This is a genomic window from Streptococcus loxodontisalivarius, assembly GCF_016908645.1.
Classification (GTDB): Bacteria; Bacillota; Bacilli; order Lactobacillales; family Streptococcaceae; genus Streptococcus; species Streptococcus loxodontisalivarius.
The window spans coordinates 14,998-28,220 of sequence record NZ_JAFBEH010000013.1; the positions used below are offsets into that span (position 1 = coordinate 14,998).

A 13,223-nucleotide genomic window follows, 5' to 3' on the forward strand; every position below is an offset into this window, starting at 1 on the left:
GTAGGAAAGGAAGTAAACGATTATGATGAATATGCAAAATATGATGAAGCAAGCGCAAAAGCTTCAAAAACAAATGGAAGCAAAACAGGCTGAATTGGCTGCGACTAGCTTCTATGGTAAATCAGCTCAAGACTTGGTACAGGTTCAAGTGACTGGTGACAAGCAAGTAACTAATATCAGTTTCAACCCTGCCGTGGTTGATCCAGAAGATCTTGAAACTCTGTCAGATATGACTGTTCAAGCACTTAACGATGCTATGAACCAAGTTGATGAAGCAACTAAGAAAACAATGGGTGCCTTTGCTGGTAAATTGCCATTCTAATGCCTTAAAATGGTTAAAAGATTGGGAGGTTTGGACCAAGTCCAACCTCTTTTTTCTTTGCTTTTTTAATAAAGAAAGCAATAATGAGGGACGTTTTTCGTAAAATAACTTTTATACTTCTAATTAAATGATATTTCACATCTTTGTAAAAAGGAGAAAAAACGCTTGTCTTATTTGTTTTTCTACAAATTGATGTAACTTTTATCATAATTCTTATTGAAATTATCTGAATTTTAGGTATAATGAAGATGTCGTTTTAATGTCTAATATTTTTCTTAGACTCGTTTAAAAAGGGAGAACATTATGGGAAAAAAAGGTCTTAGTTGGCATAGTCCTAAACGTCAGTTAATTGGACTTACTACTGTTACAGCTCTTAGTCTTTTTGTTCTCAGTCACGGTATCACAACTTATGCTGATGAAACTAGCACTGAGACTGACGCTAGTCTTGTAACAACTGTTGCGCCTCTTGAGGAGCAGACGACTGCTCCTACACCAGAAATTCCAGCAACTTCTGACGCTACAAGTCAAGAGCCAAGCACAACAACAGCAAACAGCAGCCAGTCTAGTCAAGCTAATCAGACGACTGAGACAAGTGATAGCTCTGCTATTGTAACAGAAGCTGAAACAACAACTAGCCAGCCTAGCACTGAAGACAAGTCTGAAAGTAAGCAGGCTAGTGGTTGGAAGGGAACTGATGATGGTAAGTGGTACTACTATGATGATAAAGGAAACTACCTAACAGGTCAGCAAACTATTGATGGTAAGGAATATTACTTCAACAAGGATGGTAGCCAGTTAAAAGGTGGATCTGTTATTATCGACGGAACAACCTACTTTGCCGACGAAGATACTGGTATCCTAGATAAGGGACAATGGGTTTCTGATGGTCAATGGCGCTACCCTTCTGGAGAGGTTGATTACTACTGGGCTTATACAGCTAATGGTAAAAAAATCACTGGTTTCCAAACAATTGATGGCAAAGAATACTATTTCTATTCTAGCGGTCGTCAGGCTAAGGGCTACTTGATTGAAAATGAAGATAATAGCTATAGCTACTTTGATGGAAATTCTGGTGAAAAAGTTTATGGTCCTAAGTGGGTTACTATTCTTTACAAATTCCCTAGAGGCGTTGCTATGACAAAACAAGCCTATATTGATGAAGATGGCAAAGCGGTAGACGGTTTGCAGGTTATCAATGGTAAAACCTACTACTTCACCAATAATACACTTGTCACTAGCCAAAATCAGACAATCAATGGCGTTGACTACTACTTCGACCGTTACGGTGTCGGAACTCGTCTTTCAAATCCAGATTTAAAAAACACCTACTATACTGAAAATGGTAAATGGTACTATGCTGGTGAAGATGGTAAGGCAGTTACTGGTGCTCAAACCATTGATGGTGTTCAAGTCTACTTCAATGATGACGGAAGTCAGGTTAAGGGGGACTTTGAAGATCAAAATACTTACAGCGGTCACTACTACGATCCAGACACTGGTGCTATGTGGACCAACCGCTTCGTTGAATACAAGGGTGATTGGTACTATCTAGATGAAGAGGGAGAAACTGTTCGCGGTCCTCAAGTCTACAATGATACTATCATCTACTTTGACACTGATGGTAAACAGATCAAGGGTGAGATGACTTACCAACGTACCTGGACAAAATCAGCAACTGGTAATTACTTCTACATGGCTGATAACAATTTCGCCTACTATTACTACGATGCCGAAACAGGTGCCCGTGCACAAAGCCAATACATCGAAGTCGAACCTGGTCACTGGTACTATTTTGATGAAAATGGTAAACGTGTGAGCGGTGCTCAAACTATCGACGGTCAAGATGTTTACTTTAACAAACAAACTGGTATCCAAGTCAAAGGTGGATTTGTCACAATTGATGGCAACCAATATTACTATGATAAGGATAGCGGTGCCCGTGTCAAAAATGAAACAAGAACAATCGATGATGTTGTCTACACTTTTGACGCTAATGGTGTAGCAAGCAAGGCCTAATCTCTATACATGAAAAACCTCAGTCTAAGGGCTGAGGTTTTATTGTAGATTGAAAATAGAGTAAGCAAATCACTGCAAATAGAACTGACCTTTACAAAGCGACTCAAATCCGTCCAAAGCTTTATCCAATTCACCGTAGCTTAGTCGAAAAAGCCACCGAGAGCAGCGAAGGGATTATCACCGTGGGTCTCTTCTTGTTGAGTCAGATAGGATTTGTTGTCATCAAATTCTAGGAATTTTTCATAGACTCTAGCAGTCATGCGAGCATCTTCGAGACTGTTATGCCCTTTTCCTTTGATATCAAGAAAGTCAGCAACGCTGGTCAATTTTAGGTTGACAATGCCGTTAAGGTCTGTGCTGCGTCGTTCAAAAGATTCGTCATAGATATCTATGGCATACTGTTCTGTTAAATCGAGTCCATTCTCAATCAGGAGGGGGAGATCAGACTTGATAGCATTGTAGCCCAACAGAGCAGTCTCTCCAACAAAAGCTTTAAAGTCTGTCAAGACGGTGTCAAGCTGAGGAGCGTTAGCAATTTTTTCAGCGGTAATCCCTGTCAAGCCATTGATAAAGGACTGTAAAGGAACCGAGCTGTAAACATAGCTGTCAAAGCTAGCCACTTCTTGGTGATCAACAAACTTAACTGCTGAAATTTGGATGATGTGGCTGATGCCATCAACCGTGTTAAACTCTAAATCAAAAGCAATGTATTCTTCTAAAACTTCCATTATCTTTTCCTCTAGCAAAAAAGCTGGCGCTGAGTCCAGTTTTTAGCTTTATTTTCCAAAAAGTCTTGCAAAGAAGCCTTTCTTAGCCTCTTCTTCCTGCTTAGTTTGAATCTCTTCAAACTCTGCCTTGGCTTCATCAAGCTCCAACTTAAGGGTCTTGCTATCTTCCATAGCTGCCAAGGTTAGTTGCTGTTGCTGGTCAAGTTGCTTGTCCTTCTCTGAAATCTGAACATCCTTGACACGCAACTGCTCATCCATGTTAGACAATTGTTGGTCTTTAGCCTTAAGTTGCTCGTAAAGGCGTGTAATCTCGCTATTTTTCTCATCAACAAGCATCTCAAGCACTTCACGTTGTTTTGTTTCTTCATCAATTGGCTCGTCTTCAAAAATCGTTTTTTTATAGATTTCTTCCAACTTGATCAAGCCGCTGCGCTTAACAACAGTGACGCCTTTTTCATTTTTTTCCAAGTCCTCCTCTGGGAGACTCTTGACACGATTATTGACTGCTTGACGGCTGACGCCAAGGATTTCAGCCAGCTCGCTAACTGTTTTTTCAATCGTCATAATATCCTCTTTTATACTGAATTTACTCATAAAAATAGTAACATAATCACTCTCTCATGTCAATTTTAGCTCAAAAGATATAGGGCTTTTCAGGATTGAAAATCTAGGCAGAATATGGCATAATAGGACAAATACTTTTGAACATAGAGGAAATAAATTATGCGTGACGATATCATTATCAATGACCGTGCTGCTGCGCTTTCAGAGCGTTTGATTGAGACTTTTGAAACTATCTTCGATCCTGAAATTGAGCTAGATATGTACAATTTGGGACTCATTTATCAAATTGATCTGGACGAAACGGGTCACCTTCACCTGCTCATGACCTTTACAGATACTAACTGTGGTTGTGCTGACACCATGCCTGCTGAGATTGTCGACAAGTTGACACAGTTTGATGAGATTTCAAGTGTTGATGTTGAAATCACCTATAATCCCGTTTGGAAAATGACACGCATCTCTCGTTACGGTCGTATCGCTCTCGGTATCAGCCCACGCGGAGGAAAATAAGCAAAAGCCCTGCTAGAAAGGAGATTCCACTCTAGTAGGGCTTTACTTTACACTGATTGACAGTGGACTATACTGTTTCTTCTTAGTTTTTAGAATAATAGCGGTGCAGAAAACTAAAAAGACTTAGGAAAAGAAGACTCGATAACAGAAGAAAAATATCTTTGTCGCTCTGCCATTGTCCCAAAAGAAAACTGATGAGATAAAGAAGTAGCGAGTCAATAAGAAGTTTCTTGCCCTCAGGACCTCTAGGTCTATGAAAGAGATTTTGCCACAGAATCCCCAAAAGATAAAGTCCCAAGCCACTGTATAGAAGTAAGAAGAGATTGGGAGCCGTCATCAGATGACTTTTCATCATAGCTAGTGCGACTGTTACCATAGAGAGGCCCAGTAAAATCGGATAATGAACATAGACCAGCCTCAAACCCAGATTAGACTTAGGAAGGCAGTGGATATGCTGGTAAAACTCAAAGTGATAAATATGAAAAAGCAGGATAACCAAGAGAAAAACAAGTGGAGTTTCAAGCGAAAAGCTTTCCAATCTAAAATAATCGGAAATCCCACTCATAACCATCTCACCAAAAGCAATGATGACCAAGAGGGTAAAACGTTCTAGCAGGTGCTCATAATCAAAAGGCAGGCTCTTCAGAGCATTTCGATAGAAATAAAGGAGGAAGAGTCCTATCATAAAGGCTAGCAAAAATGGATAAATCCCCAAAATAGGATAGAGCAACAAGGCAGTCAGAACCAAACTAAAACGCCAGACTAAAATTCTAAGATAGGTCCTAGCGAGTCTTCGTTCAAGCTCTTTCTTTGTTCGCCGTGAGGCTAGGAAAAATTGCAGAGCTAAACTGGAGGTTAAGGATAGGACAAGCAGGCTAAAGGGGATAAAATTTCCCTGCCACTCCAAGCTAAAACTGTTGGAAACCAGTAAAATCAAAGCCATATCTAGATAGAGAAAGAATCTTTCTTGCGGACTATCCTGCCCAAAAAGATTGACAAAAAAGGTCTGAAATACCCAAATTGTAATCAAAAAGAGAAAGGTCACCAGAAAGACTAGAAGACTGGTCCAGCTGATTGTTCCATGGTGTAAATGATGTAGGAGCTCTGTTGACTGACCAATAGCATAGACGTAAACCAGGTCAAAAAAGAGCTCTGAAATTGCAACTTTCTTATGCACTGTCATCTCCTTAAAACATAAAATGAGCAAAATGATTTACAAGTCATTTTTTCTTTGATAAGATAATTGTACCGAACGGTTGGTTTTTGTTCAAGCTATTGATTCCAATTGCTTAATTGAAGCTACCGTAAATTAAATTATTGACTAAGGAGATTTTTATGTTAAATCCTAAAAACGTTGCTATTGTTATCACTGACCCTCAGGTTGAATTCTTGAAACCAGCTGGTAAAGGCTTTGGTGCAACTCAAGAAACACTTGAAAAAGTCAACACAATCGAAAACCTCATTAACCTCTTTGCAGTTGCGAAAGAACGTGGCTTCAAACGTTTTATCTCAGCTCACTACTTCTACCCACACGATAAAAAATGGCAATTCAAGGCAGCTGGTGAGACAATGATGATTGACAACCAAATGTTCTGGCGCAATAGCCAATATGAGGCGATTCCAGAAGGTTCAGGTGCCGACATTATCCCTGAAATGAAAGAACTTATGGATGATGACACTATCATCGTTAACCCACACAAAATCTTCGGACCAGAAAGCAATGACTTGGCACTTCAACTTCGTAAAAATGGTATTGACACAGTTATCCTTGCTGGTATGAACGCCAACCTCTGTGTTGACTCACACATGCGTGAATTGATTGAGCTTGGTTTCAACGTTATCGTTGCCAATGATGCTGTCGGTGCACCAGGTGAAGCAGCCTACCAAGCCGCTCTTACTAACTACGGCTACATTGCTAACCAATCACTTCCAACTGAAGAAGTTATCCAACTCCTCGAAAAATAAAACGTCATTAGTTTCCCTAAACTCTTTCCAAAAATATAAACATCTCTACTTTTCTAAATTAATATACAGAAAAATCGCTTAGCTAGGCTAGGCGATTTTTTGATGATTAAGCTTTACCGCTCTTATCCATGTTCCAGAAGTCTGTCACGGCACCGCGTGAAGCTGATGAAACGATGTGAGCGTATTTACCAAGAACACCACGTGAGTAAAGTGGTGGCAAGACTGTTTCAGCCTTACGACGTTCGATTTCTTCATCAGAAACGTGCATGGTGATTTCTTTAGTATCTTGGTCAACTGTGACAAGGTCCCCTGTGTGGAGGTAGGCGATTGGTCCACCAACCTGTGCTTCAGGAGCGATGTGTCCAACAACAAGACCGTAAGTACCACCTGAGAAACGTCCGTCTGTCAGAAGGGCAACCTTGTCCCCTTGACCTTTACCAACGATCATTGATGACAATGACAACATTTCTGGCATACCAGGACCACCTTTAGGACCTACGAAACGAACAACAACTACGTCGCCGTCAACGATTTCGTCAGAAAGAACGGCTTCGATAGCTTCTTCTTCTGAGTCAAAGACCTTAGCTGGACCAGTGTGATTACGAACTTTAACACCTGAAACCTTAGCAACGGCACCTTCTGGAGCCAAGTTACCTTTAAGGATGATAAGTGGTCCGTCAGCACGTTTTGGATTTTCAAGTGGCATGATAACTTTTTGACCTGGTGTCAAGTCATCGAAGGCTTCCAAGTTTTCAGCAACTGTTTTACCTGTACATGTGATACGATCTCCGTGAAGGAATCCGTTTTTAAGAAGGTATTTCATAACAGCTGGCACACCACCGACTTCGTACAAGTCTTGGAAAACGTATTGACCTGAAGGTTTCAAGTCAGCCAAGTGAGGCACGCGCTCTTGGAAATCGTTAAAGTCTTCAAGAGTCAAATCAACATTTGCAGCGTGAGCGATTGCCAAAAGGTGAAGTGTAGCATTGGTTGAACCACCAAGTGCCATAGTTACTGTGATAGCATCTTCAAAGGCTTCACGTGTCAAGATGTCTGATGGTTTAAGACCCATTTCAAGCATCTTAACAACAGCACGACCTGCTTCTTCGATATCAGCTGCTTTTTCTGGTGACTCAGCTGGGTGAGAAGATGATCCTGGAAGACTCATCCCCATAACCTCGATAGCTGTCGCCATTGTGTTGGCAGTGTACATACCACCACATCCACCAGGGCCAGGGCAGGCATTACATTCAAGCTCTTTAACTTCTTCAGCAGTCATGTCGCCATGGTTCCATTTACCGATACCTTCGAAAACAGAAACCAAGTCGATGTCTTTTCCGTTAAGATTACCTGGGGAAATCGTACCACCATAGGCAAAGATAGCTGGAATATCCATGTTGGCAATAGCAATCATAGAACCTGGCATGTTCTTATCACAACCACCGATAGCAACAAAGGCATCCACATTGTGACCACCCATAGCGGCTTCGATAGAGTCAGCGATAATATCACGAGATGTCAATGAGAAACGCATCCCTTGTGTACCCATGGCAATCCCATCGGCAACGGTAATCGTACCGTACTGAACTGGCCAAGCTCCCGCAGATTTAACACCTTCTTTAGTCAATTTACCAAAGTCATGCAAGTGCATATTACATGGTGTGTTTTCAGCCCAAGTTGAGATAACACCGACAATCGGTTGTTCAAAACTCTCATCTGTCATACCAGTCGCACGAAGCATGGCACGGTTAGGCGATTTAACCATGCTGTCGTAAACTGATGAGCGATGTTTCAATTTGTTTTCACTCATTTATATTTCCTTCTTCCAAGTTTTTTCTTCCTATATTCTACCATAAAAAATAAATAAAGACACTAGAAATATTTAGAATATTTCTAACTATCTCAGAAAATTGTTTTATGTTAGAATAGGGTCATGACACATTTTGAAACCATTATTATCGGAGGGGGACCTGCTGGCATGATGGCGGCTATCGCAAGTAGCTACTACGGTCAGACCACTCTCCTCATTGAAAAAAATAAACGCCTGGGTAAGAAACTGGCTGGTACTGGCGGTGGCCGCTGTAATGTCACCAACAACGGTAGTCTAGATGATTTGCTAGAAGGCATCCCCGGCAACGGGCGCTTTCTTTACAGCGTCTTTTCACAATTTGATAACCACGACATCATCTCCTTTTTTGAGGACAATGGGGTTGCCCTAAAAGTTGAAGATCATGGGCGTATGTTTCCGACGACGGATAAATCCCGCACCATCATCGACGCTCTAGAGAAGAAAATCAAAGAACAGTCTGGACAGATTCTGACCAATACAGAAGTCGTTTCCGTCAAGAAAATTGACGAACTCTTTCAGATTAAGACCAAGGAACAAACATTCACAGCAGATAAGCTGGTTGTGACAACTGGCGGAAAATCCTATCCTTCAACTGGATCAACAGGTTTTGGTCTTGAGATTGCCCGTCATTTCAAGCTAGAAGTGACTGAGTTAGAGGCTGCGGAAAGTCCGCTCTTGACTGACTTTCCTCATAAGCTCTTGCAGGGAATCTCGCTGGACGATGTTACCCTCAGCTACGATAAGCATGTCATCACACACGATTTGCTCTTCACCCACTTTGGTCTCTCTGGGCCAGCAGCTCTGCGCTTGTCAAGCTTTGTCAAGGGAGGAGAAATTGCCCATCTAGACCTGCTACCACAGATGTCTTCGGAAGAATTGCTGAGCTATTTGACCGAAAAAAGGGAAAAATCCATCAAAAATGCCCTCAAGGAGCTCCTACCAGAGCGCTTGGCAGACTTTTTAGCCCAGCCCTTTGCTGCCGACAAGGTCAAGCAACTGACAGAAAAAGAGCTAACGCAGCTGCTCGCTAACATCAAGGATATGCAGATTCCAATCACTGGCAAGATGTCCCTAGCCAAGTCCTTCGTAACAAAAGGGGGCGTCGAGCTCAAGGAAATCAATCCCAAGACCCTCGAGAGTAAGAAAGTTCCAGGACTCCACTTTGCAGGTGAGGTCTTGGACATCAACGCCCACACAGGCGGCTTCAACATCACCGCTGCCCTCTGCTCAGGTTGGGTGGCAGGAAGTTTGCATTGGTGAGAAATGACCACTAATAATTGAAATACAAAAACGGATTGAGGTTTTCTCAATCCATTTTTTGTAAGGAAATGTCTGATGTTTAACTAAGCTCGCACTGGCTTAATCTTAGCTGTGCCAGATGTCTTGGTTGTACTGTTCAATCGTACGGTCTGATGAGAAGAAGCCTGCTTTGGCAATGTTTTTAACAACTTTTGTCATCCAAGCATCTTGGTCTTCGTAGTCAGCAAGCATTTGTTCTTTGACAGCAATGTACTCTTTAAGGTCAATGAGGGTCATGAACCAGTCTTTAACGATAAGTTCGTTGTGAAGACGGCCAAGGCGTTCACCATTACCAAGCGCTAGCAATTCATCGCTGACGATAAAGTCAACTGCTTCTTTGATGGCTTGGTCACCTTCGTAGTAGTCGCGTGATACGTAACCGCTTGTCGCATAAAGGTCGATAATCGTATCTGAGTCTTTACCAAATGTGTAGATGTTTTCTTGTCCAGCAAGCTCTGCAATTTCCACATTGGCACCGTCCATAGTACCAAGAGTAAGGGCACCGTTGAGCATGAATTTCATGTTACCAGTACCTGATGCTTCTTTTGAAGCAAGGGAAATTTGCTCAGAGATATCAGTCGCTGGGATAAGATGCTCCGCTACGGTGACATTGTAGTTTTCAACAAGGTGAACATTGAGGTATGGTGATACCTCAGGGTCATTGTTGATAAGCTCTGACAAGCTGAGGATCAAGTGGATAATATCTTGGGCAATGATATAGGCAGGAGCTGCTTTACCACCAAAGATAACTGTGATTTTACGCTGTGGAAGATTACCACGTTTGATTTCCAAATATTTGTGGATAACATAGAGAGCATTCATCTGTTGGCGTTTGTACTCGTGGAAACGTTTGATTTGTGTATCGATGATTGAATTTTCGTCAAGTTCGATACCTTTATTGTCTTTGAGGTAACGTTTAAGAGCTAGTTTGTTGTTGTGCTTGATTTGGGCAAGTTTAGCATGAACATCCTTGTCATCTGCAAATGCCAAGAGTTTTTCAAGCTTAGCAGCGTCTGTTAGGTAGTCATCTCCAATCAATTCCTTGATGTAGTCAGCAAGGTCTTGGTTAGCAAATTCCAACCAGCGACGGAAGGTAATACCGTTTGTTTTGTTGTTGAATTTAGCTGGGTAAAGGTCATAGAAGGCTTTCAATTCACTGTTTTTAAGGATTTCAGTGTGAAGTGCTGCAACCCCATTGACAGATGTTGAGAAGTGGATATCCATGTGAGCCATGTGAACACGACCAGATTCGTCGATGATTTGAACAGCTGTATCTGCAACTTCTGCACGGATAAGGGCATCCAATTTTTCAATGATTGTTACCAAGTGTGGCACAACTTCATTGAGGTATTCCAAAGGCCATTTTTCAAGAGCTTCTGCCAAGATAGTGTGGTTTGTGTAACCAACCATGTTCTTAACGATTGAGACTGCTTCAGCGAAGTCGATAGCGTGTTTTTCAGTCAAGAGACGGATAAGCTCAGGGATAACCATTGATGGGTGAGTATCATTGATTTGAACATAGGCGTAATCAGCCAAGTCGTGGACATTTGAACCACGTTCGATAGCTTCGTCGATCAATAGCTGCGCAGCATTTGATACCATGAAGTACTGTTGGTAGATACGGAGCAACTCACCGTTTTTGTTTGAATCATCTGGGTAGAGGAAGAGGGTCAAGTTACGGACGATATTTGTCTTATCAAACTCGATACCGCCTTGGATTTGACCGTAGTCAATACCTGTGATGTCAAAGAGGTTAAGGTAGTTCTTAGTCTCACGTTTATAGCCCAAAACGTCGATACGGTCCAAGCGAGATTTAAGGGTAAAATCTTTAAATGGCACATCGTATGAAATATCAGTTGGAACCAACCATGAATCATTTTCAATCCAGTAGTTTGGTTCAGTTTCTTGCTGGTTGTTGCGGAAGACTTGTTTGAAGAGACCACAGTGGTAGTTAAGACCAACACCTTCACCGTTGATGCCAAGACTTGAAATTGAGTCAATGAAACATGATGCCAAACGTCCCAAACCACCATTACCAAGTGATGGCTCTAATTCAACATCTTCAACTTCTGCGATTGACTTGCCAACAGCTGCCAATTCTTCCTTAACATCCTTGTAGATACCAAGGTTAATCAAGTTGTTTGAGAGAAGTTTACCGATTAAAAATTCTGCTGAAATGTAATAGACTTTGCGTTTAGCAGTGTTTTTTGTTTTGCTAGCTGCTTCTTCTTTAACGTAGTTTAATAATTTAAGGTAGATTTCTTCATTTGAAAGTGTGGCAAGGTCACGACCTTGTTCTGTAACATAGCTTGTAAAATTAGTTGTCATCTTCTTGTGTTCCTCGTGCATAAAGTTCTGTAATCTTAAGTAGATAATCTTTGTGTTCTTGTTTTAGGTCGTCCTTAGTCATACGCCATACCCAGTTACCGCCAAGAGTATTTGGAATATTCATACGGCTTTCTGCTGGAAGGTCAAGGACATCCTGCATAGAAGCGATTGCTGTGTTGCTTACTGTTGAGAAGAGCTCACGTAACATCATTTGTGTAACGCTTTCGTCTTCTTTGCGGTTAGTATAAGCATCGACAAATGCCTGTTGTTCTTCGTCGAGATTGTCATACCAGCCGTTGGCAACTTCGTTATCGTGTGTTCCGACATAGGCAACGCTATTTTGTGTGTAAACATGTGGAATATCAATGCTTTGACCAGTAACGTCATAGAAGCCGAATTCCAAGATTTTCATACCTGGGAAGGCTGCATCTGCTAAGAGTTTCTTAGCCTTGTCATCGATATATCCAAGGTCTTCTGCAATGATTGGAAGGTCACCCAGCTCTGCTTTGATAGCATTGAAGAGGTCGATATTTGGACCTGAAACCCATTTCCCATTGATGGCTGTTTCTTCACCAGCAGGAATTTCCCAGAAGTCTGAGAAGCCTTTGAAATGGTCAATACGGAGGTAGTCATAGAGTTTAAATGACTCTTGAATACGGTAGATCCACCATTTGTAGCCAGTTTCTGCATGGTAGTCCCAGTTGTAGATTGGGTTACCCCATAGCTGACCTACATCTGAGAAGTCATCTGGAGGACATCCTGCAATGCAGAGCGGTTGCTTAGCATCATCAAGTTTGAAGAGGTCAGACTGTGTCCAAACTTCAACACTATCAGCTGAGACATAGATAGGCATGTCTCCGATGATGGCGATGCCCTTCTCATTAGCATAAGTCTTGAGCTCTTGCCATTGGCTAAAGAAGAAAAGTTGCACAACCTTGTGATAAAGGATTGCATCTTTCAATTCCTCACGGTAGCTAGCTAGTGTCTCTTCATCACGATAGATTGCCTTTTGGTCATCCCACTCTTGAAGAGCTTTAAGACCGAAGTGCTCTTTGAGAGACATAAACTCAGCATAGTCTTGCAACCATGTGCTTTGCTCCGCTTCAAAGTCTGCTAGAAGTTTGACACCTTCTTGGCTAGCTAGGAAGTTAGCGACAGCTTTTTCCAAGATAGGACGGCGTGCTTCAAATAGCAGAGCGTAGTCAACTTGATTGTCAGCATGGCTGAAGGTCACACCTGCAAAGTCTGCTGGGCTAAGGTAGCCTGCGTCTACTAATTTGTTAAAGTCAATAAGATTTGTATTACCTGCGACTGCTGAGAAGGATTGGTAAGGCGAGTCACCGTAGCTAGTCGTTGTCAATGGCAAAATTTGCCAGTAGGTTTGTTTTGTTTCAACTAAGAAATCGATAAAGTCATAGGCTTCTTTCCCAAAAGTACCGATTCCAAATTCTCCTGGTAGAGAAGTAATATGCATTAAAATACCACTTGCACGTTTCATTCTTAGATTGCTCCTTCATTTGATTTCATAAAAAGTATAACGCAAACGTTTGCATAAGTCAAGGCGTTACTTGAAACTTTTTTTGCAAAAGAAAACTGTCAGCAGTTCTATACTCCTAACAGTTTTCTTTTTCTACTATATTGT

At 41.7% G+C, this 13,223-nt stretch carries 11 protein-coding genes; 5 read left to right on the forward strand and 6 right to left on the reverse strand.

What is annotated here, in order from left to right; genetic code table 11:
• Nucleotides 1-22 precede the first annotated feature (22 nt).
• Both JOC28_RS04045 and JOC28_RS04050 read left to right on the forward strand, forming a co-directional pair.
• Complete coding sequence (locus tag JOC28_RS04045; RefSeq protein ID WP_205009358.1) at nt 23-322, forward strand: YbaB/EbfC family nucleoid-associated protein; 300 nt, start codon at nt 23-25, stop codon at nt 320-322.
• Nucleotides 323-625: 303 nt separating this feature from the next.
• Complete coding sequence (locus JOC28_RS04050; RefSeq protein ID WP_205009359.1) at nt 626-2,338, forward strand: hypothetical protein; 1,713 nt, start codon at nt 626-628, stop codon at nt 2,336-2,338.
• A 140-nt stretch (nt 2,339-2,478) separates the two neighbouring features.
• Here the strand turns inward: JOC28_RS04050 and JOC28_RS04055 are convergent, their stop codons facing one another.
• Together JOC28_RS04055 and JOC28_RS04060 are read right to left on the reverse strand one after the other, a co-directional pair.
• Entirely contained in the window at nt 2,479-3,066 is a 588-nt protein-coding gene (locus JOC28_RS04055; protein ID WP_205009360.1) for a 3'-5' exonuclease, read from the reverse strand.
• A 48-nt stretch (nt 3,067-3,114) separates the two neighbouring features.
• Nucleotides 3,115-3,630, reverse strand: coding sequence for a DUF536 domain-containing protein (locus tag JOC28_RS04060; protein WP_205009361.1), 516 nt, complete (start codon nt 3,628-3,630; stop codon nt 3,115-3,117).
• Nucleotides 3,631-3,789: 159 nt separating this feature from the next.
• Here JOC28_RS04060 and JOC28_RS04065 point away from each other — a divergent pair, with 159 nt between their 5' ends.
• Entirely contained in the window at nt 3,790-4,140 is a 351-nt protein-coding gene (locus tag JOC28_RS04065; RefSeq protein WP_205009362.1) for a metal-sulfur cluster assembly factor, read from the forward strand.
• An 82-nt stretch (nt 4,141-4,222) separates the two neighbouring features.
• On the opposite strand, the gene JOC28_RS04070 is transcribed toward JOC28_RS04065, so the two are convergent.
• Nucleotides 4,223-5,317 carry a low temperature requirement protein A gene (locus JOC28_RS04070; protein ID WP_205009363.1) on the reverse strand — a complete coding sequence of 365 codons (1,095 nt, stop codon included), beginning with the start codon at nt 5,315-5,317 and terminating at the stop codon, nt 4,223-4,225.
• 158 nt (nt 5,318-5,475) lie between these two features.
• Between JOC28_RS04070 and JOC28_RS04075 the strand changes: the two genes are divergently transcribed.
• Nucleotides 5,476-6,105, forward strand: coding sequence for a cysteine hydrolase family protein (locus tag JOC28_RS04075; protein WP_205009364.1), 630 nt, complete (start codon nt 5,476-5,478; stop codon nt 6,103-6,105).
• A 106-nt stretch (nt 6,106-6,211) separates the two neighbouring features.
• Here the strand turns inward: JOC28_RS04075 and ilvD are convergent, their stop codons facing one another.
• Nucleotides 6,212-7,915 (reverse strand): dihydroxy-acid dehydratase, encoded by a 1,704-nt coding sequence (gene ilvD, locus JOC28_RS04080; protein WP_205009365.1) that lies wholly within the window; start codon nt 7,913-7,915, stop codon nt 6,212-6,214.
• 123 nt (nt 7,916-8,038) lie between these two features.
• Here ilvD and aao point away from each other — a divergent pair, with 123 nt between their 5' ends.
• On the forward strand, nt 8,039-9,214 hold the full coding sequence (aao, locus tag JOC28_RS04085; protein WP_205009366.1) for an aminoacetone oxidase: 1,176 nt from the start codon (nt 8,039-8,041) through the stop codon (nt 9,212-9,214).
• A 105-nt stretch (nt 9,215-9,319) separates the two neighbouring features.
• On the opposite strand, the gene glgP is transcribed toward aao, so the two are convergent.
• Nucleotides 9,320-11,581: a glycogen/starch/alpha-glucan family phosphorylase gene (gene glgP / locus JOC28_RS04090; RefSeq protein WP_205009367.1), complete on the reverse strand. Its 2,262-nt coding sequence runs from the start codon at nt 11,579-11,581 to the stop codon at nt 9,320-9,322.
• Nucleotides 11,571-13,079, reverse strand: a complete 1,509-nt coding sequence (malQ, locus tag JOC28_RS04095; protein ID WP_205009368.1) for a 4-alpha-glucanotransferase — start codon at nt 13,077-13,079, stop codon at nt 11,571-11,573. Before malQ ends, glgP begins: the two co-directional genes overlap by 11 nt.
• Nucleotides 13,080-13,223 lie beyond the last annotated feature (144 nt).